At 64.0% G+C, this 18,523-nt stretch carries 18 protein-coding genes and 2 pseudogenes; 8 read left to right on the forward strand and 12 right to left on the reverse strand.

Annotated elements, in window-relative coordinates; translation table 11 throughout:
• Nucleotides 1-50: 50 nt before the first annotated feature.
• Both U5S82_10570 and U5S82_10575 read left to right on the forward strand, forming a co-directional pair.
• Nucleotides 51-725, forward strand: a complete 675-nt coding sequence (locus U5S82_10570) for an ABC transporter ATP-binding protein (GenBank protein MDZ7752088.1) — start codon at nucleotides 51-53, stop codon at nucleotides 723-725.
• A 13-nt stretch (nucleotides 726-738) separates the two neighbouring features.
• Nucleotides 739-2,298, forward strand: a complete 1,560-nt coding sequence (locus tag U5S82_10575; protein MDZ7752089.1) for a DUF1302 family protein — start codon at nucleotides 739-741, stop codon at nucleotides 2,296-2,298.
• Here the strand turns inward: U5S82_10575 and trmL are convergent.
• The 3 genes from trmL to U5S82_10590 form a co-directional block, all read right to left on the reverse strand.
• Nucleotides 2,286-2,762, reverse strand: a complete 477-nt coding sequence (gene trmL, locus U5S82_10580) for a tRNA (uridine(34)/cytosine(34)/5-carboxymethylaminomethyluridine(34)-2'-O)-methyltransferase TrmL (GenBank protein ID MDZ7752090.1) — start codon at nucleotides 2,760-2,762, stop codon at nucleotides 2,286-2,288. The genes U5S82_10575 and trmL overlap by 13 nt on opposite strands.
• A gap of 90 nt (nucleotides 2,763-2,852) precedes the next feature.
• Nucleotides 2,853-3,188: a DUF5615 family PIN-like protein gene (locus tag U5S82_10585; GenBank protein ID MDZ7752091.1), complete on the reverse strand. Its 336-nt coding sequence runs from the start codon at nucleotides 3,186-3,188 to the stop codon at nucleotides 2,853-2,855.
• Nucleotides 3,185-3,412: a DUF433 domain-containing protein gene (locus tag U5S82_10590; protein MDZ7752092.1), complete on the reverse strand. Its 228-nt coding sequence runs from the start codon at nucleotides 3,410-3,412 to the stop codon at nucleotides 3,185-3,187. Before U5S82_10590 ends, U5S82_10585 begins: the two co-directional genes overlap by 4 nt.
• Before the next feature lie 598 nt (nucleotides 3,413-4,010).
• Here U5S82_10590 and U5S82_10595 point away from each other — a divergent pair.
• Nucleotides 4,011-4,991 (forward strand): dihydroorotate dehydrogenase, encoded by a 981-nt coding sequence (locus tag U5S82_10595; protein ID MDZ7752093.1) that lies wholly within the window; start codon nucleotides 4,011-4,013, stop codon nucleotides 4,989-4,991.
• Nucleotides 4,992-5,139: 148 nt separating this feature from the next.
• Here the strand turns inward: U5S82_10595 and U5S82_10600 are convergent, their stop codons facing one another.
• Together U5S82_10600 and U5S82_10605 are read right to left on the reverse strand one after the other, a co-directional pair.
• On the reverse strand, nucleotides 5,140-5,958 hold the full coding sequence (locus U5S82_10600; protein ID MDZ7752094.1) for a hypothetical protein: 819 nt from the start codon (nucleotides 5,956-5,958) through the stop codon (nucleotides 5,140-5,142).
• Nucleotides 5,946-6,686: a hypothetical protein gene (locus U5S82_10605; protein MDZ7752095.1), complete on the reverse strand. Its 741-nt coding sequence runs from the start codon at nucleotides 6,684-6,686 to the stop codon at nucleotides 5,946-5,948. Before U5S82_10605 ends, U5S82_10600 begins: the two co-directional genes overlap by 13 nt.
• Before the next feature lie 746 nt (nucleotides 6,687-7,432).
• Between U5S82_10605 and ltrA the strand changes: the two genes are divergently transcribed.
• The 5 genes and pseudogenes from ltrA (at nucleotide 7,433) to U5S82_10630 (ending at nucleotide 10,473) form a co-directional block, all read left to right on the forward strand.
• Nucleotides 7,433-8,512 (forward strand): group II intron reverse transcriptase/maturase, encoded by a 1,080-nt coding sequence (gene ltrA / locus U5S82_10610; protein MDZ7752096.1) that lies wholly within the window; start codon nucleotides 7,433-7,435, stop codon nucleotides 8,510-8,512.
• Nucleotides 8,485-8,745 (forward strand): group II intron maturase-specific domain-containing protein, encoded by a 261-nt coding sequence (locus U5S82_10615; GenBank protein MDZ7752097.1) that lies wholly within the window; start codon nucleotides 8,485-8,487, stop codon nucleotides 8,743-8,745. Before ltrA ends, U5S82_10615 begins: the two co-directional genes overlap by 28 nt.
• Before the next feature lie 1,101 nt (nucleotides 8,746-9,846).
• Nucleotides 9,847-10,074 (forward strand): type II toxin-antitoxin system Phd/YefM family antitoxin, encoded by a 228-nt coding sequence (locus U5S82_10620; GenBank protein ID MDZ7752098.1) that lies wholly within the window; start codon nucleotides 9,847-9,849, stop codon nucleotides 10,072-10,074.
• Nucleotides 10,071-10,247, forward strand: a pseudogene (locus tag U5S82_10625) (PIN domain-containing protein). Before U5S82_10620 ends, U5S82_10625 begins: the two are co-directional and overlap by 4 nt.
• A gap of 64 nt (nucleotides 10,248-10,311) precedes the next feature.
• Nucleotides 10,312-10,473 carry a hypothetical protein gene (locus tag U5S82_10630; protein MDZ7752099.1) on the forward strand — a complete coding sequence of 54 codons (162 nt, stop codon included), beginning with the start codon at nucleotides 10,312-10,314 and terminating at the stop codon, nucleotides 10,471-10,473.
• A 464-nt stretch (nucleotides 10,474-10,937) separates the two neighbouring features.
• Here U5S82_10630 and U5S82_10635 read toward each other — a convergent pair whose 3' ends face one another.
• The 7 genes and pseudogenes from U5S82_10635 to U5S82_10665 all read right to left on the reverse strand — a co-directional run bounded on the left by U5S82_10635 (nucleotide 10,938) and on the right by U5S82_10665 (nucleotide 18,523).
• Nucleotides 10,938-11,537 (reverse strand): class I SAM-dependent methyltransferase, encoded by a 600-nt coding sequence (locus U5S82_10635; GenBank protein ID MDZ7752100.1) that lies wholly within the window; start codon nucleotides 11,535-11,537, stop codon nucleotides 10,938-10,940.
• Nucleotides 11,534-12,982 (reverse strand): TrkH family potassium uptake protein, encoded by a 1,449-nt coding sequence (locus tag U5S82_10640; protein ID MDZ7752101.1) that lies wholly within the window; start codon nucleotides 12,980-12,982, stop codon nucleotides 11,534-11,536. The genes U5S82_10635 and U5S82_10640 overlap by 4 nt, the downstream gene beginning before the upstream one ends.
• 29 nt (nucleotides 12,983-13,011) lie before the next feature.
• Nucleotides 13,012-14,385, reverse strand: coding sequence for a Trk system potassium transporter TrkA (gene trkA / locus U5S82_10645; protein MDZ7752102.1), 1,374 nt, complete (start codon nucleotides 14,383-14,385; stop codon nucleotides 13,012-13,014).
• An 18-nt stretch (nucleotides 14,386-14,403) separates the two neighbouring features.
• Nucleotides 14,404-15,758 (reverse strand): annotated as a pseudogene (locus U5S82_10650) (sigma-54 dependent transcriptional regulator).
• Nucleotides 15,755-17,011, reverse strand: a complete 1,257-nt coding sequence (locus U5S82_10655; protein MDZ7752103.1) for an ATP-binding protein — start codon at nucleotides 17,009-17,011, stop codon at nucleotides 15,755-15,757. Before U5S82_10655 ends, U5S82_10650 begins: the two are co-directional and overlap by 4 nt.
• Nucleotides 16,992-17,984, reverse strand: coding sequence for a hypothetical protein (locus U5S82_10660; protein ID MDZ7752104.1), 993 nt, complete (start codon nucleotides 17,982-17,984; stop codon nucleotides 16,992-16,994). Before U5S82_10660 ends, U5S82_10655 begins: the two co-directional genes overlap by 20 nt.
• Nucleotides 17,966-18,523, reverse strand: coding sequence for a DUF4390 domain-containing protein (locus U5S82_10665; GenBank protein MDZ7752105.1), 558 nt, complete (start codon nucleotides 18,521-18,523; stop codon nucleotides 17,966-17,968). The genes U5S82_10660 and U5S82_10665 overlap by 19 nt, the downstream gene beginning before the upstream one ends.

The following is an 18,523-nucleotide window of genomic DNA, read 5'->3' on the forward strand; positions in this document are numbered from 1 at the left end:
CTAATATGCTCAAATTTTGGGGATAACTGCGCCTGCAGAGCGCTTGGGCCATGGCGGTCGTACGTGTCGAAAATGTAACCAAGACCTATATCATGGGCAAGCAGGAGGTTCATGCCCTCAGAGGGGTCTCCCTGGAAGTCGGCGAGGGCCGATTCCTAGCGATAGCTGGCCCGTCTGGGAGCGGCAAGTCAACCCTGCTTAACATGATCGGGTGTATCGACACGCCTTCGGACGGTCAAATCTTCATCAACGACACGGAAGTTAGCAAGAAGACTCCCGACCAGCTGGCCAGCTTAAGGCTTCATACTCTTGGATTCGTCTTTCAGACTTTCAACCTGCTGCCCGTTCTGTCAACTTGGGAGAATGTGGAATATCCCTTGCTTCAGCGCAAGGACATTTCCTCGCGGGAACGTGCGGAGAGGATCGCCCATTATCTGAGTCTGGTAGGCTTGGCCAAGTTCGGCAACAACCGTCCCAATGAGCTCTCCGGCGGCCAGCGCCAGCGCGTGGCCATTGCCCGGGCCCTGGCCGGCACACCCAAGATAGTACTGGCCGACGAGCCCACGGCCAACCTCGATTCCAAGACCGGGGAGACCATTCTGAAGCTCATGAAGAAACTGAATGAGGAAGAGGGAACGACCTTCATTTTCTCCACTCACGACTTCAGGGTGATGGAGATGGCGGACCGGGTGGTGAGCATCAGTGACGGCGAGTTGACCGTTTAGGGGGATCATGTCTATGAGCACTGTCGGACCCATTTCCAGGCCCCTGTTCGGCGCCATCGTGATGGCCGTGGTGGCATTGCCATCGGGCGTCTCCATGGCTCAGAGCGTGGATGATTTGTTCTACCCTGCAGACGACGGTGCCTCGCCGGCCGCCACCCCTGAGGGCGGTGGGTCGGGCGGGGCGGGTCCACCGGATTCCATAGAGGACCTGTTCGGTGACGGGGGCGGGGAGGCCCCGGCCGACGGTGGCGGGGGCAGCGTGGAGGGCCTGTTCGGTGTCGCGCCCGCGCAGCGTGACGCCGGTGTCAGGGTGAGCGGTTTCTTCCAGAACGAGATGGGCTACGTCTTCTCGGGTGACGAGCACTGGCAGAAGTTCAGGAATACGCTGCAACTCCATGCCCGGGGGCGTTTCGACTCCGGCATCAAGTGGCATGCCAGTGCCAGACTGTTTTATGACCCCATCTTCGACTGGACGAATTTCTATCCCGAGGGTGTGCGGGACGACCGGCGCCTGGAGGGCACCATCCGCGAGACCTATGTGGACATCCCCGCCGGCAAGTGGGATTTCCGCCTCGGCCGGCAGCACATCGTGTGGGGCGAGATGGTGGGCCTCTTCTTCGCCGACGTGGTGTCGGCCAAGGACATGCGGGAGTTCGTGCTGCCGGACTTCGATCTTCTGCGTATCCCCCAGTGGGCCGTGCGCGCCGAGTATTTCGGAGACAACTTCCATGGTGAGATGGTATGGATCCCCATCATGACCTACGATGACATCGGCGAACCGGGGGATGATTACTTTCCCTTCGATGGCGATACCGTGGTGGGCTCCAGCCTCATACCCCCCCAGCTCAGGCCGGGCCTGCAGGTCGACGTGGACGCCGGCGAGCGTCCGGCCGACTCGTTGGACAACTCGGGCTTCGGGTTGCGCTTCAACTGGCTGAAGAACGGCTGGGACACCTCCGCCTTCTATTACACCGCCCTGGACTCTGTGCCCGCCTTCGAGCGCCGCATCCTCCTACCCCAGCCCGGGGTGCGGCCGAACCTCCGGGTCGACTTCGAACGGGTCCATCGCCGGGTGCACCAGTTGGGGGGCACCCTGGCCAAGGACTTCGGCAACGTCGTCTTGAAGGGCGAGTTCATCTACGGCCTGGACCGGCCCTTCAGCGTGACGCGGGTCGCTGATGACGATGGGCTGGTGCGGCTCGACACCATAGATTACGCGGTGGGGCTGGACTTCAACTTTCCCCACCAGACCAACTTCAATGCCCAGTTCTTCCAGCGTTACTACACCGATTTCGACGACGACATCGCCGTCCCCGAGACCAAGCGCACGGACAGCGGCTTCAGCCTCTTCCTGCAGACGGACTATTTCCATCGGGACGTCACCCCCGAGGTGATCCTCATCAGCAGCCTCAATCGCGACGATTGGCTGCTGCAGGCCAAAGTGACCTGGGGCTTCCAGCAGAACTGGCGTCTGGTGGGGGGGGTGGATGTGTTCGATGGCCCTGAGAACGGGTTATTCGGCCGGTTTGCGGATACCGACCGTGTCTACACCGAGCTGCGTTATACCTTTTGACCTACCGCGGTCGTGAAGCCCTGCTGGCGCCAGGCCTCGTAGACCGCCACCGCCACCGCATTGGACAGGTTGAGGCTGCGGCCGCCCGGTACCATGGGCAGGCGCAGCACGCACTCTTCCCCCAGCCCATCCATCAGGGTCGCCGGCAGGCCCCGGGTCTCGGGGCCGAACAGCAGGCTGTCGCCGGGCGTATAGGCGACCTCGCTGAAGTTTCGCCGGCCCCGGGTGGAGAAGGCCCATATCCGGGCGGCGTCGGCCTGGTCGAGGTAGCCGTCCCACGAGGCATGCTCCACCACCCGTGCCCACTCATGATAATCCAGCCCGGCCCGTTTGAGTTGGCGGTCGTCCATGGCGAAACCGAGGGGATGGATGAGGTGCAGGGCGCAGCCGGTGTTCGCGCACAGGCGAATGACGTTGCCGGTATTGGGCGGGATCTCGGGCTGGTAGAGGACGACGTTGAACACGGAGGTAGAGATGAGCCCTGGAGGTGACAGTGAAGTGGCGATGGCCATCAACGCGCCGGTGCTATCGGTAGCGAACCATCGCGGAGCGGTTTAGTTCGATAGGACGAGGAGGCCGGTCTCCGGCTGGTTCAGGAAATCGTGGATACTGCCGGACTGGCAATGAAGCAATCGCCCGATTTCATCGGTGCCGGCGTTGCCTATGGCGAGCCAAATCACCTTGGGCGGTGTGCCAAAGAGAACGGACCGTTGGCGGAAATCGTTGTCCTTGGAAACGATTGCGAACCCATTGGCTTTCGCATAATCCCAGATCGTTCGATCCGCCGTGCCCTGCAGATCAACCAGTTCGACGTGCGTCGTGCCGGGATAAGTTTCTTGCAGTCGGACGACGAGTCCACGACTGAGATTCTCATCGAGCAGCAGCTTCACGCCGCATGGGTTACGGCAAGCCTCCGTTCGCGTTCTGCGGCGAACGCCAGGGCGGCTCGAACGTCATCTGCCGTCAAACTCGGAAAATCCGCAAGCAATTGCTCTTGGCTCATGCCGCCCGCCAGATATTCGAGGACATCGTAGACCGTGATGCGCGTCCCGCGGATGCACGGTTTTCCACTGCGTACCTCCGGGTCGATCTGAATGCGGTCAAGGGGATTCATAGTTCGCATGCTAGGCGCGGGGGGTTGGCGAATCAAGTTCTCGATCCGCCTTCAACGAAGCAGGAGGCGCCGGGTGTAGCCGTTGTTGGGGGGCGGGATCTCGGGCTGGTAGAGGACGACGTTGAACACGGTGCTTGTCCGGGCACGGGTTAGCCATTTAGCTTGGATGTCGGGATGAATCCCGACCTACATTCGTGCCAAAGGAATGGGCGGTGGGGTTGTCGTGTAGGTCGGGCTGTCGGTCGGGCTGTAGGTCGGGCTTCAGCCCGACACCCAACGCTGGCGGGTGGTACCGCCCCGGCCCGTGGTGTGTGCGATTGGGTTTAATGTCGGGATGAATCCCGACCTACAGCCGTGCCACAGGAATGGACGCTGGGGGTATCGTGTCTTCCGTCGTGCTGCCCCCAATCCTTTGGCCCAACCCCTTGGCGATCTCGCCGAGAGGGGAAAATTTACCCGCAGGTTCCGGGGACGAGCCGGCAGCATAGATGCCCGATGATGCCAGGCTGAGGGCCCGGGCCGCCTACGGCATTCCCCGCATCTGGTAGCCGGGTTAGTATCACCGGCAGTCATCGACGAACGACACCGTGAAGAGGATATGAACCTTCGAGACGAAGACCTGGCCCGGCTAGCCGTGGACTTCTGCGGCCTGCCCTTCGCCAGCCCCCTGGTGCTGCTGTCCGGTTGCGTGGGTTTCGGCGAGGAATACACGCGGGTGGAGGGCTTCTCCAACCGCGACGTGGGGGCGGTGTGCCTGAAGGGTACCACCCTGGAGCCGCGCCTCGGCAACCCGCCCCACCGCATCTGCGAGACCCCCGCCGGGATGCTGAACGCCATCGGGCTGCAGAACCCCGGGGCGCGCCAGGTGGTGGATGGCATCCTGCCGGGGCTCGATTTCACCGAGACGCGCTTCATCGCCAACATCTCGGGTTCCACGGTGGAGGAGTACGCTGCGGTGGCGCGCATCTTCGACGAATCGCCCATCGATGCCATGGAGATCAACATCTCCTGCCCCAACGTCAAGGAGGGCGGAGTGGCCTTCGGCAACGACCCCGACATGTCGGCGCGGGTGGTGGAGGCCTGTCGCCGGCAGACTGCCAAGCCCCTGATCACCAAGCTCTCTCCCAACCAGACGGATATCCGGGAGAGCGCCCGGCGCTGCATCGAGGCCGGCAGTGACGGCCTGGCGGTGATCAACACTCTCATGGGCATGGCCATCGACATCGAGGCCCGCGCCCCGGTGCTGGGCAACCGCCAGGGCGGGCTCTCGGGCCCCGCCATCAAGCCCATCGCCTTGCTCAAGGTTCACGAGGTCTACCAGGTGGCCTCGCCCCACGGCGTGCCCATCATCGGCCAGGGGGGCGTCACCACCCCGGACGACGTCATCGAGTTCCTGCTCGCGGGGGCCTCGGCGGTGGGGGTGGGCACGGCGCTCTTCTACGACCCCCTCCTGTGCCGGCGCATGAATGCCGCAGTGCTCGCGTACATGGACCGCCACGGCGTGGCCACGGTCGCTCAGCTCACCGGCGCCCTGGCCACGGGCGACACCACGAGCGAATGCGATGTCTGTACGTCATGACTCTCATGAGCGTGCGGTCGTGTAGGGTAGGGCGAGGCAGCGGGACGATTATCTTTTGAATAGGGAATAGGGAATAGGGAATAGGAAAATCAAAAGCGGTAACTACGAAATACGCGAAAGAACAAGGGTGCGGCTCTTTTAGAACGACTCATTCCGCCCAAACCATGGCTTGTGTTTCCGGCCCGTGGAAGCGCTGAAGGTGGTTTCTTTTCCACTCCTGCTTCTTGTGGAATGCCTGATACCTATCCCAGTCGCCACTGGCGCGGATCGCACGAAGCCGAAGGATGCCCTCCGCGGTTTTTAGCGACCAACGCGCCCCCGTTATTTCGAACCGATCAGCAATCAGATGGCGGCACGCGCCTTCGATCACGCCGGTTGCTATCGGGTAACCCTGTTGCATGAACTGGTCGTAACGCAACATCGCAGTATGGTTGGTCAAGTAATTCGCCACTGTCGCGATGACCTCTTGCTTCTTCGCTGACAGCGCGCAGCGCTTGGCCTTGATCCTTATCCCGGCCGCCACTGGGCCGGAACGTCCTTCAAGGATGGCTTGCGCCTTCTCCAACACCCAGTGCTCGGCCGCCTGCGCCTGCTCCTTATCTTTGCTGTCAAAGAAGCACCAGGTCGCGCGCCACAGGTATTCCAGGACATGGATGAAGTCCAGGATCAGCGGGACCTTAATGGCGTGTCGCTTGAACACCCGCTTGATTACCTTGATTTGGTCCTTGTGCCCGTCAACCAGCATCACCCAAGGCCGCTCGCGTTTCGGATCCCGGCGCAGGGATTCCTCCACAATTTGCTCCGTGACCCGCTCCATGTCTGCTTCGATCGAGGCCCATACTCGCTTGTTCTGCGCCTTCGGCGCGTCCTTGCGTGAAGGCTTACCGTCCTCCCCCTGTCTCCCTATCACGTCCACCGCTGAGCGAACGTGGGGCGCCACATCATAGACCGTGGCTACCGTCGCCATGCGCTTGCGGTTGCGTTTCTCCCCGTGCTCAGACGCGTACACAGCGTATGGTGCTCCTGCTGTGCCGCTTTGCGTGTGGCCTCGCGCAGATCCTCATGACGTAGCGCGATCCCCTTGCCATCCTGGCTCATCACCAGCACGGTGCCCGGCACCTGTACCGGCGTGATGGCGCGCTGGGCGTAGAATGCCTCGAAATCCGTGCTCACCTCCGACACCAGCTCTTGTGCCTGGCGCTTCGGTATCTTGCCCTCTATCAAAGTGGACAGTCCTTCAAGCGAGGCATCGAATGCGTTCTGACACACGGCCAGACTGATACATGCCCTCAGACCGTAGGTGTACTTCCTCTTCGGCATATTGAGGGCTTCATCCAGCGGAAAAAGACACTCACCCTGGGGGTGGCTGTAACCCTTTCTGCGATAGATGACTTCGCCAAACATACTCTCTATCTGGCGCTCGCAGCCTTCCCGGTAATAGGTGCGCACGACGTTGTCATGGCCCGTCACGGCTTCCCGCTTCACCTCTTCATTCGAGCGCACATCAAGCCCCGCCTGATACAGCAGCCGGCACAGCTCCTGCCCTTCCTGGTGGATCATGCTTTCCAGTTCGTCATGGCGCTGATTGGACGCTTCAGGCGACCGCAAACGGCTGATCACTCGCTCTAGCTGATCCCTCGTTGCGGTGAATTCATCGAATGTGGTCGGCTCGACTTTCGTATATGCTTTTTGCACAGGGTGTCTCCAATGGGGGGAGTTGGCCTCAAACTGCTTGTCTCCCCGTTGGTTACACCCTGTATTTTCTCCATGAAATATGCAACTACTTGTTTCTATTGGCCGATCAACTCGTTCTATAAGATCTGCACCCAAAGAACAAAGAGATGACGGTGGAAGCGCCACCTGTAGGAGCGGCGCCTCGCCGCGATGGGGCCGGGGCAATCGCGACGGGGGCGTCGCTCCTAGTGCGTCCGTGGAGGCGCATTTTCTGCACGGTGAGAGTCCGTGTCGGGGTAAGCCAAGGCCCCGTAGTCGAAGGTAACTGCGTCGTCGCGAGGCGGGGTGGAGAGCAACCGGAGGCGAACTGGCGGTCCGTAGGATGACGAACTCGATTCGGCGGTACGGGACGGCGAGCCCGCTAGGAGAAGGTGAAGCCTGAAAATCATCGGATGCGCTGGGATTGGCGTGGAAAGCGACATTCGGGTCCCCTCCGTGGTTGGAGACGGAACGCTGGGAAGGAAATGCGAGAGAAGCGGGGAGACCTGACCGCCGTGGTGACGGTGGGCAGGAGTCAGAGCCTTCGTAGTACTGAACGGTTCTGCTGCGGTCATGGCGAGGTGCTGCGGAAACGCGGACCCAAGAGTTGGAGGGCGTCCTCCGCCTAAAGCCGTGGGTGGTGCCGGGAAAGCGCGAAGAACAGAAATCGCGCCGAGGGAAGGGAGGCAGGAAGGTGGATGGGTGAAGTCCGGAGGAGGTGAGCGCGTATGCAAAGGGTCGAGAGTGTCTCGCAAGAGGCTAAGCCAGACTCGTCCAACCCGGTGGAATGGCCGTGGGTGGACCGCACGATCTGGACGGAGCGCATGTTGGCGGCGCTGGGTAACGGCGTCCAAGGGACGAAGTGGTTCAGTCTGATCGACAAGGTGCATCGCCCCCAGACCCTGGAACGGGCGTGGCAGGATGTGCGGGCCAACCGGGGTTCAGCGGGGGTGGATGGCCAGAGTGTGCAGCGTTTTGAGGCCCATGCCGAGCGGTATCTGGCGGAGTTGGGAGAGGCGCTGGGAATTGGACGGTACCGACCGGATGCGGTGCGTCGGGTGGAGATTCCGAAGGGGACAGGGACGCGTCCCCTGGGCATTCCGACGGTGAAGGACCGGATTGTGCAGGCGGCGATGAAGCGGGTGCTCGAGCCGATTTTCGAGCACCAGTTTTTGCCGATGAGTTACGGGTTTCGCCCGGGTCGCGGGTGCAAGGATGCGCTGCGGGAAGTGGATGGGCTGGTTCGGGAGGGCTACACCCATGTGGTGGATGCCGACCTGGCCCAGTACTTCGACACCATCCCGCACGAAGCGTTGATGGCCCGGGTCGAGGACCGGATCAGCGATGGTCGGATCCTCGACCTGCTGCGCGCCTGGTTGCGCCAGGACGTGGTGGCGGAGATAGCGCGCTGGACGCCGACCCGGGGCTCGCCCCAAGGGGCGGTGATCAGTCCGTTACTCGCGAATCTGTACCTGCACGGGCTGGATGTACACATGACCCAGCGCGGCTATCGGATGGTTCGGTATGCTGACGACCTCGTGATCCTGTGTGCCAGTCCGGACGAAGCCCAGGAGGCGCTGCAGGAGTTGCGGCACTGGGTGGAGGCCAATGGTCTGCAACTGCACCCGGAGAAGACCCGTGTGGGGGATTGCCGGCAGCCCGGGAAGGCTTTGAGTTTCTCGGGTACCGGTTTGAAGCGGGACGGCGGTGGGTACGCAAGAAGAGCCGCAAGGCCCTTTACGACCGGGTCCGGGCCAAAACCCGGCGCAGTCGTGGGGATTTGCTGGCGCGGATTGTGGCCGACCTGAACCCGATGCTGCGTGGCTGGTTCGTGTATTTCCAGCACGCGCACCCGTGGACCTTTCCTCGCGTGGACGGTTTTGTCCGACGTCGATTACGGGCGCTGTTGCGCAAGCAGCAGAAGCGCCCGGGAGCGGGTCATTGTCAGTCCGACCATCTCCGCTGGCCGAACGCGTTCTTCGCTGCGGCTGGGCTTTTCACCATGACCGAAGCCCGGACGTTGGCGAGCCAATCCCGATGAGGTAACCACCGACTGGAGAGCCGTGTGCGGGAGAACCGCATGCACGGTTCGGAGGGCGGGGAGGGTCACTCCTTCCCGACCCCTATCATGAATAGCCGAAGCCCCCCCCCGGCCTGCTCCCTTTTTGCGCCTTTCGTGTCTTTCGGTGCGCCAGGCAAAGCCTGGGAAAGGAGGAAAGTAGAATCGAGGAAGGAAACGACTTGAAACCTTTCACTGTGACCCGTCGGGTGTAAGTCCCGAACCGGTAAGGCAGACCCGCCACCGGAACCGAGTGTTGCGTGGATTGGGGGCGACCCCGTCTGCGAAGCGTACACAGGGGGTGTGCAGGCCGTGTGATAGAGCCTCGAAAGGCGCAATGTGGGGCCGACGCTTTCGAAAGGGCGGAAGGCAACAGGGCGCGGACCGAGTGGGTCGGGTCCGTGCTCCCCGCCGGGGTCGGAGAGCAGGGCATGTACACAAGGGTCACCCAGGAACCTGGGAGGGCTCATGCGCTCCTTGCGCGTAGTGCGATGCGGGCGTCGCATAAGAAAAGGTCCCGGAACGACCACCCGAGGGATGCCGGGCGGGTGGACGCGAAGACGGCACGACGCAAGGTGCCGCCAAGCGAAGGCAACGAAGTGCAGCGGGATGGCGGATGAGCAATCGGAGTCGGCGGATAGTACCGATGAGCGTGGGGCACTCACCCGAGAGGACCCACGGGAGGGAAGCGGCCGACCGGTGTAGACAGCTTTTGGAGGGACAGATGACGCAGACATCGAGCCGCGAGATCATCCCAACGCGACAACGGAAGCGCGCGGAACTGGCGAGCGCAGCCCGGGCAGGTGGGTCATGCCCCTCCGAGGGCCTGTCTTGACCAGCGGGTACGTGGCGGTACGCCACGTAGCGTTTGCTACATCGAGGAGCCGGATGCCTGTGTGGGCACGTCCGGATCTGTGGGAGCCGCGGGTGAGCAATCACCCGTGGCCACCCGACTAGTTACGCTTTTCGCTTTTCGATACCGACCCACTATTTTCATCGTCCAGGGTGGCGCGTATTGCCATAATGGCCGACAAGCGTGATGCGACTATAGACATGACCATGGTCATGATGTAAATAGCACGTATGAAGACGATCATTGCATCTGAGTTCAAGGCCAAATGCCTCAAGCTGATGGACGACATCGCCGCGGGTGGTGAGCCCATCGTCGTGACCAAGAACGGCGTCCCGGTGGGACGATTCGTCCCCTATCACGCGAAGCCCCCGACGCTGTTCGGTATTCACGAGGGCCGGGTGGAATTCTCGGATGACCTGACGGCGCCGTTGGAAGAGCCCTGGGATGTGGAGGAGTGATCCTACTCGACACCCATGCGCTCTTGTGGCTCGACAGTGGCAGCAATGAGCTTGGGGCGCGCGCTCGGAAGGTCATCGATGCCGCTTTCGCGGCGGAGCGGTTGGCGGTTTCCGCCATCTCGTTCTGGGAAGTCACCATGCTTCAGGAGAAGAACAGGCTGTCAATCGCCCAGGATCTCGCGGGATGGCGGCGGGAACTATTGGACTCGGGGCTTGTGGAGTTGCCCGTGGACGGAGATGTCGGGATCCCTCGCCGGTGCCCTGAGGAATTTCCACGGCGATCCGGCGGACCGGATGATTGTCGCCGCTGCCCTCAGGCACGGTGCGGAACTGGTGACCGCCGACAGGCGTATCCTGGATTGGAACGGGCGCTTGTTGCGCTACGACGCCCGGCAATAGAAGTGGGGTACTTGGGATCCGTTACGTAGGTTGAATCAGGCACGATGGATTTGTCATCTGGGGAATAGGGAATAGGGAATAGGAAAATCAAAAGCGGTAACTACGAAAGACGCGAAATACCCGAAAGAACAAAGAGATGATGGCGGAAGCGCCACCTGTGGAGCGGCGCCTCGTCGCGATGGGGCTGGGGCAATCGCGACGGGGGTGTCGCTCGTACAGAGCTAATCGAAGGCCCCTGGCCTCCTCCTTTTTCGCGCCTTTCGCGCCTTTCGTAGTTACGCTTTTCGCTGTTTGCCTTTGACCTCTGAGCCGTACCGGTGGAACCGCTGCGCTTGTTCCACCCTACACACTTTTCCCTTTTCCCTTTTCCCTTTTCCCTTTTCCCTTTTCCCTTTTCGCGTCACTTCGTGTCTTTCGTGGTTACGCTTTTTGCTGTTGGTCCCGGCCGCCGGCCGGGGCGGTGGTCAGGACTCGCGTTGGGCCACCAGCAGGGCCTCGTCGCGGAGGCCGCGGGTGGTGTCGCCGGTGGTGGCCTCGTCGCGGTAGGCGCGGACTCTGAGGTCGGGGAAGAGGCGCAGCAGTTCGTTGTCTTCCAGGCGGTAGGCGGGGTTGCGGGGGCCGTGGTCGCCGGTCTGCCTGCGGGAGAAGGTCTGGTAGTAGAGGAGGCCGCCGGGGCGCAGGGTGGCGGCGATGGCGGGGCACAGGGCGCGTTCCAGGAATCTGCCCACCACCACTACGTCGAAGGTGTCGGGCGGCGGGGGGCCGGCCACCACGTCCCTCACCTCGGCCCTCACCTCGGCCCTCACCTCGGCCCTCACAGACAAGCCATCGGCGGCCTTCTGCAGCCGGGCGATGGCCTCGCCGGAGATGTCCCAGGCGGTCACCACGAGGCCGTGGCGGGCCAGGAACAGGGCGTTGGCGCCGAGACCGCAGGCGAGGTCCAGGGCGTCGCCGCCGACGGGCAGGAGGTGGGCGTAGTCCTCCAGCACCCTCGAGGGTGGGTCCGGGTCCAGCCGGGCGCCGGCGTAACGGCTATCCCATTTTTGCCGCGTGGGCTCGGTCATCGCCGCCAGAAGGCCGGGGTCAGGATGACCAGCAGGGTGAACACCTCGAGGCGTCCCACCAGCATGGCGAAGGCGAGGATCCATTTGGCGGTAGCGGAGATATCGCCGTAGTGAAGGCTCACATCGCCGAGGCCGGGGCCGAGGTTGTTGATGCTCGCGGCCATGGCGGAGAAGGCGGTCCTCTGGTCGAGTCCCGTGGCCATGAGGGCCAGCATGAGGATGGAGAAGGTGGCCACGTAGGCGGCGAAGAAGCCCCACACCGCGTCGATGACGCGGTCGGGCATAGTCTTGCCCCCCACTTTGATGTGGATCACGGCATTGGGGTGGATGAGGCGCTGGATCTCGCGGGCCCCCTGCTTGAACAGCAGCAGCACGCGGATGACCTTGAGGCCGCCGCCGGTGGAGCCGGCGCAGGCGCCCACGAAGCTGGCGAACAGTAGCAGCACAGGCAGGAAGGTGGGCCATTCGTGATAACCGGTGGTGGTGAAACCGGTGGTGGTGGCGATGGAGACGCTTTGGAACAGGCCATGACGCAGGTTCTGCAGCAACCCCGGGTAGGTCCCCGTCAGGTAGAGGTAGGCGGTGGTGATGACGGTGATGAGGCCGAGCAGGGTGACGAAGGTGCGGAACTCGGAATCGTGCAGGTAGCCGGTGATGCTCATGTGATGCCAGGCCCGGAAGTGCAGCGCGAAGTTGCCGCCGGCGATGACCATGAACACCACCGCGATGGCCTCGATGGCGGCGCTGTCGTAGTGGCCGATGCTGGCGTCGTGGGTGGAGAAGCCGCCGATGGCCACGGTGGAGAAGGCGTGGCCCACGGCATCGAAGACACTCATGCCCGCCAGCCAGTAGGCCACCCCGCAGACCACCGTGAGGCCCAGGTAGATGTACCACAGGGCCTTGGCGGTCTCGGTGATGCGGGGGGTGAGCTTGTCCTTCACCGGACCGGGCATCTCGGCCCGGTAGAGCTGCATGCCGCCGATCCCCAGCATGGGCAGGATGGCCACGGCCAGCACGATGATCCCCATGCCTCCCATCCATTGCAGTTGCTGGCGGTAGAAGCGAATGGACTCGGGCAGCCAGTCGATGCCCTGGATCACGGTGGCGCCGGTGGTGGTGAGGCCGGACATGGACTCGAACATGGCGTCGGTCACGGAGATGAGGGGCTGGGTGGACAGCACCAGGGGCAGGGCCCCGGCCAGGCCCAGCACGACCCAGAACAGCACCACCACCAGGAAGCCGTCCCGCAGCCGCAGCTCACGGCGGTATTTCACCAGGGGCAAGAACAGCGTCAGCCCCATGCCGAAGAGAATGAGGAAGGCCATGATAAAGGCCTCGTGGGCACCGTCATGGTAGGCGAAGGACACCCCCAGGGGAGGCATCAGGGCGAGGCTAAATATCATCAGCAGGAGGCCCAGGATGCGAAGGACGGCGAGCAGTTGCATGGGGTTGGGTGCGCGCGGCCGGTCTCGCGTCAGAGGAAGCCGAAGCTGACCTGGAACAGGCGCTCCACGTCGGGCACCCGCTTCTTGTCCACCAGGAACAGGATGACGTGGTCGTCGGTGGCGATGACCGTGTCGTGGTGGGCGATGATCACCTCATCGCCGCGCACGACGGCGCCGATGGTGGTGCCGGGGGGCAGCTTGATCTCCTCCACCCGGTGCCCCACCACCTTCGACGTGGTGGGGTCGCCGTGGGCGATGGCCTCGATGGCCTCGGCGGCGCCGCGGCGGAGACTGTGCACCACCACCACGTCGCCCCGGCGCACGTGGGCCAGCAGGCTGCCGATGGTGGCCTGCTGGGGGGAGATGGCGATGTCGATGATGCCGCTCTGCACCAGGTCCACGTAGGAGGCGCGGTTGATGAGGGCCATCACCTTGCGGGCCCCCATGCGCTTGGCCAGCATGGCCGAGAGGATATTCACCTGGTCGTCGTCGGTGACGGCACAGAACACGTCCATGGTGTCCACGTCCTCCTCCTGGAGCAGGTCCTTGTCGGCGGCGTCGCCGACCAGCACGATGGCACGATGGAGCACCTCGGACAGGGCCTCGGCGCGGGCCCGGGAGTGCTCTATCACCTTCACCTGGAAACGGTTCTCCAGCCCGCGGGCGAGGTGCTGGCCGATGTTGCCGCCGCCCGCCAGCAGCACCCGCTTCACCGGCTTGTCGAGCTGGCGCAGTTCGCCCATGACCTTGCGGATGTTCTCCCGCGCCGCCACGAAGAACACCTCGTCATCGGCCTCGATGACGGTATTGCCCTCGGGGATGATGGCGCGCCCGCGGCGGAAGATGGCCGCCACCCGGGCGTCGATGCCCGGCATGTGGTCCCGCAGGGCGCGCAGCTCGTGGCCCACCAGGGGCCCGCCATAATAGGCCTTGACGGCCACCAGACGGACCCGGCCGTCGGCGAAATCCAGCACCTGCAGCGCCCCCGGGGTCTCGATGAGATGCTGGATGTAGTGGGTGACGATCTGCTCGGGGCTGATGAGCACGTCGATGGGCAGGGCGCCCTGGTCGAACAGCTGGTTGTGGCGCAGGTAGTCGCGCTCCCGCACCCGGGCGATCTTGGTGGGGGTGTGGAACAGGGTGTAGGCCACCTGGCAGGCGATCATGTTGGTCTCGTCGCTGTTGGTGACGGCCAGTACCATGTCGGCATCCTCGGCGCCGGCGCGGGCCAGTACCTCGGGATGGGAGGCCACCCCCTGCACGGTGCGGATGTCCAGGTGGTCCTGGAGGGCCATGAGCTTGTTGCCGTCGGTATCCACCATGGTGATATCGTTGGCCTCGCTGGCGAGGTTCTCCGCCACCGATGACCCCACCTGGCCGGCGCCGAGGATGATGACCTTCATGACGCGGGACTCACGCCATCAGTTCCGGCGCGGGTTGATACCCAGAGCCTTGAGCTTGCGATAGAGGTGGGTGCGCTCCATGCCCACGCGCTTAGAGGCGCGGCTCACGTTGCCGCCGGCCGCCTCCAGCTGATGCTCCAGATAGGCGCGTTCGAAGTGTTCCCGGGCCTCCCGCAGGGGCAGATCGTAGACGGCATTCTCGGTGGCCGGCTGGCGGGGCTGCTGCCCAGGGCCCGTTCCACCTCCTCCACCGACACCTCGGTACTGCTGCCGAGGATGAGCAGGCGCTGCACCAGGTTGATGAGTTCGCGCACGTTGCCGGGCCAGGGGTAGTTGCGCAGGTAGTTCTGGGCGCCCACGCTGAAATGACGGTAGCGCAGGTTGTCCCGGCGCACGAAGTAGTCGACGTAGTAGTCGATGAGGTCGGGGACATCCTCGGGATGCTCCCGCAGTCCGGGTACATAGAGGGGCAGCACGTTGAGCTGGTAGAACAGGTCGTCCCGGAAGGTGCCGGCCTCCACCGCCGCGGCGAGGTCATGGCTGGTGGCGGCGACGATGCGCACATCCGCATCCACCAGTTCCTTGCCGCCGGAGCGCAACAGGTTCTTCTGCTCGATGGCCGACAGCAGACGCGCCTGCACCGCCGAGTCCATGTCGGCGATGTCGTTGAGGAACAGGGTGCCGCCGTTGGCCTGTTCGATGTGGCCGTAGTGGACGTTGTCGCCCTCCTCGCTGCCGAAGAGTTCCACCACCGGGTCGACGCCGCCGGAGAAGGTCACGCCGACGCTGATGAAGGGGCCGCGGGCGCGGTTGCTGTGCTCATGGAGATAGCGGGCGAACACCTCTTTGCCGCTGCCGGACTCGCCGCTGAGGAGCACGGCGGTGTCGTGCTCCGCGATGCGCCCGAGTTGCTCCTTGAGGGCCGCCACCACCGCGCTGCGCCCCACCGGCTCCGCCAGGGGCTGGGACTGGCGCTTGAGGCCCACGTTCTCGTGACGCAGGCGTGAGGCCTCGAGGCCGCGCTCGGCGGTCACCAGCAGCTTGGCCATGGACAGGGGCTTTTCGATGAAGTCGTAGGCCCCCAGCCGCGTGGCCTCCACCGCCGTTTCCACCGTGCCGTGACCGGACATCATGATCACCGGGGTCTCCAGGCCATCACCCTCGGCCCATTCCTTGAGCAGCGTGATGCCGTCGGTGTCGGGCATCCAGATGTCCAGCAGGGTGAGGTCCGGACGCCGGGCCCGGCGGGCGCGACGGGCGGCTTCGGCGTTCTCGGCGGTGCCCACCTCGTAGCCTTCATCCTCGAGGATCTCCTGAACCAGTTGGCGGATATCGGGTTCGTCGTCCACCACCAGGATGTATGCGGCACTCATGATGTCTCTCTCTCGAGGCTGTCTTGTGATGCGGTGTGGGCTTGAGCCGCGGCTCCGTGCCGGTGCAGGGCATCGCCCACCGGGAAGCGCATCTCGATGCAGGCGCCGCCCGCGGGCGGATTATGGGCCCAGATGGAGCCGCCATGCTCTTCGACGATTTTCTTGGCGATGGCCAGACCGAGGCCGCTCCCCTTGTTCTTCGAGGTGACATAGGGCTCGAAGGCCGTGTCCAGCATGTCCGGATCGAAGCCCCCGCCATTGTCCCTGATGGTGATCTGGATGGTCGCGGCGCCCTTGCTCTCGGCGCTGGCCGTGGCGACGCGAACCTCGATGGGGGCATCGCCGCGTTCCGCCTCCAGAGCGTTCTTGATCAGGTTATGGAACAGCTGGCGCAACCGTCCGGGGTCCGCTTCGAGGCGCGGCAGGGGGCTTTGCAGATCCACCTCCAGGGCCCCCTTCGGCATATTGTAACGATAAAGGTCCAGCACTTCGCCAAGCAATGCGTTGACATCCACCTGCTCGGGCGTGGTGCGGGGCGGGCGGGCGTAGTTGGAGAAGGCATCCACCATCTCCTTCATGGCCTCCACCTGCTGGATGATGGTGTGGGTGAGACGGCCGAGGGTCTCCTTGTCCCGGCCTTCGAGATGGCGGGAAAACTTGTGCTGCACCCGCTCGGCGGACAGGCGGATGGGGGTGAGGGGGTTCTTGATCTCGTGGGCGAGGCGGCGCGCCACCTCACTCCAGGCGGCATCCCGCTGGGCGTTCACCAGGGCGGTGATGTCGTCGAACACGATGACGTGCTCGCCCGCACCCGCCAGCGGCGTGCCGCTGCACATGAGCACCTGGCGACCCTCCGGGCCCATGAGGCCGAACTCCTCCCGCCAGTCGTCGTCGCCATTGGCGAGGTAGCGTTCGAAGGCCTCCATGAGGGGCGCGAGGTAGCCGTGGACCTGGCCGATCTCCCGCAGGCTCCCGCCCATGTGGCGGGCCATGTCCACGTTGAGAATGGCCCCGGCCGCCCGGTTGCCGGTGACCACCCGGGCTTCGCCGTCCACGGTGATGACGCCGGAGGACATGTTACTCAACACCGCCTCCAGGTAGGTGCGCTGCTCCTCCACTTCCTGGCGGCTGCGGAAGGCCTCGTCCCGCGCCTGCTTGAGACGCCGGGTCATGTCGTTGAAGGAGTTTACCAGGTGACCCAGTTCGTGACTGCCGGCCGGCGGTAACTGGGTCTCAGAGTCGCCTGCGGCCACCGCCCGGGTGCCCTCCGCGAGGTCGCGTATGGGGCGGGTCAGGCGGCCGGCGGAGTAGAAGGCCGCCCAGACCGCCGTTAGCAGGCTGAGGAGGAGTACCAGGCCGAGGGTCAGGGTGAAGCTGCGTTTCAGGGGCTCGCGCAGGAACGTGAGTCGCTTGTACTGGCCGTAGGCGGTCTGCACGTTGAGGGCGAGTTTGTTCATGCGTTCGGCCACCGGATGCAGGGCCTGCAACATCAGGGTGTCGCGCCCCGGCATGTCGGACGGCAGCTTCACCACCACGCGCATCTCGAGGTTGCCGTCGCGCACCGGGTCGAGGCCGATGTAGCGGCCGCTCTGCTGGACCTGCAGCACTATGGCCTCGTCGGGCGTGGGGGATGATATTGGTGGAGAAAGCACTGCTGGAGGCGATGATGCCGCGGCTCGGTGAGAACAACGTGTACTCGGAGGCATTGGCCCGCTCGCGCATGTCGTCGAGGTGCATGGCCAGGCTGCCCTCGGTGACGCCGGCGAGTTCGGCGGCCAGTTGTTCGGTGTTGCGCAGGAGCTCGGCCATGCGGTTGTCGATGGCCGTGCGACTGAGTTTCAGGGCATCGTTGAGGGCGTCCTCGATCTCCACGTCGAACCAGTTGTCGATGCCCTCGTTGAGGAACTGCACCGAGAAGTAGAACACCACCAGCACCGGGGTCACGGCGAGGGTGGAGAACACCAGCACCATGCGCCCGGCGAGGCGGGCCCCCGGGGCCCGGGTGCGCAGCTGATGCACCAGGCGGGACACGTTGAGGACGATGAGCACCGCGAGGATCAGGAGCCCGGCGGCGTTGATCAGCAGCAGCAGGGAGTAGAGCTCGTCGAAGCGGGTGGAGTTTGCCGTGGCATCGCTCATGAGCTTGAGCGAGATGAGCAGCAGCAGTGACAGCGCGGCGATGGGCGTGAAACCGCCCAGCAGCCGTTTCACTCTTCCAGGGGGCATCGGAATACGTCACTGGCCAGGCGCCACTGGGAGCTCAGGTAGGCCAGGGGGCGCAGCGGCGCGGGCAGGGATTCGATGTCTAGCCGTGCCTCCATGACGACCTCGTAGTCGTCACCCGGCGGCGCGAGCTTGGCATCCAGCAGGGGAAAGCGCCGCAGTCTGCCGAGGAAGAAAGTGGCCTCGTCGAGGGTGCCGAAGGTCCTGCTGATGCCGGTATTGAGGTTATCCACCACGTAGCGGCCGCTCAAGGGGTGAAGGGTGAGCTCGTAGTGTTGGGCGATGTCCGCCACGGTCTCGTTCCACAGATACGTGCGCAGCCGTTCCACCTCGATCTCCAATACCACGGTGAGGGCCACGCCGTTGTCAAGGGCCTCGAGGGCGTGGTCGCTGAAGCGGTAGTCGATGCGGGCGTCCAGCCAGTAGACCCCCTGGTCCAGGTAGGTGCGGGCGTCGCGGACATGGAATTCGGTATTGGCCGCGGCGGTGACGTGGAACAGCAGCCCGACCACCAGCATGAGGTTGCGCCACGACTTCAACAT

The organism is Gammaproteobacteria bacterium (assembly GCA_034522055.1).
GTDB lineage: Bacteria > Pseudomonadota > Gammaproteobacteria > JAABTG01 > JAABTG01 > JAABTG01.

Coding starts and splice junctions, on each gene's coding strand:
- U5S82_10630 (MDZ7752099.1), top strand. CDS start 10,312: ATGTCGGGATCCCTCGCCGGTGCCCTGAGGAATTTCCACGGCGATCCG.
- U5S82_10640 (MDZ7752101.1), bottom strand. CDS start 12,982: ATGCAACTGCTCGCCGTCCTTCGCATCCTGGGCCTCCTGCTGATGATA.
- U5S82_10595 (MDZ7752093.1), top strand. CDS start 4,011: ATGAACCTTCGAGACGAAGACCTGGCCCGGCTAGCCGTGGACTTCTGC.
- U5S82_10620 (MDZ7752098.1), top strand. CDS start 9,847: ATGAAGACGATCATTGCATCTGAGTTCAAGGCCAAATGCCTCAAGCTG.
- U5S82_10575 (MDZ7752089.1), top strand. CDS start 739: ATGAGCACTGTCGGACCCATTTCCAGGCCCCTGTTCGGCGCCATCGTG.
- U5S82_10600 (MDZ7752094.1), bottom strand. CDS start 5,958: ATGGCGACGGTAGCCACGGTCTATGATGTGGCGCCCCACGTTCGCTCA.
- U5S82_10635 (MDZ7752100.1), bottom strand. CDS start 11,537: ATGACCGAGCCCACGCGGCAAAAATGGGATAGCCGTTACGCCGGCGCC.
- trkA (MDZ7752102.1), bottom strand. CDS start 14,385: ATGAAGGTCATCATCCTCGGCGCCGGCCAGGTGGGGTCATCGGTGGCG.
- U5S82_10570 (MDZ7752088.1), top strand. CDS start 51: ATGGCGGTCGTACGTGTCGAAAATGTAACCAAGACCTATATCATGGGC.
- U5S82_10665 (MDZ7752105.1), bottom strand. CDS start 18,523: ATGTTGAAGTCGTGGCGCAACCTCATGCTGGTGGTCGGGCTGCTGTTC.
- U5S82_10660 (MDZ7752104.1), bottom strand. CDS start 17,984: ATGCCCCCTGGAAGAGTGAAACGGCTGCTGGGCGGTTTCACGCCCATC.
- U5S82_10590 (MDZ7752092.1), bottom strand. CDS start 3,412: ATGAATCCCCTTGACCGCATTCAGATCGACCCGGAGGTACGCAGTGGA.
- ltrA (MDZ7752096.1), top strand. CDS start 7,433: ATGCAAAGGGTCGAGAGTGTCTCGCAAGAGGCTAAGCCAGACTCGTCC.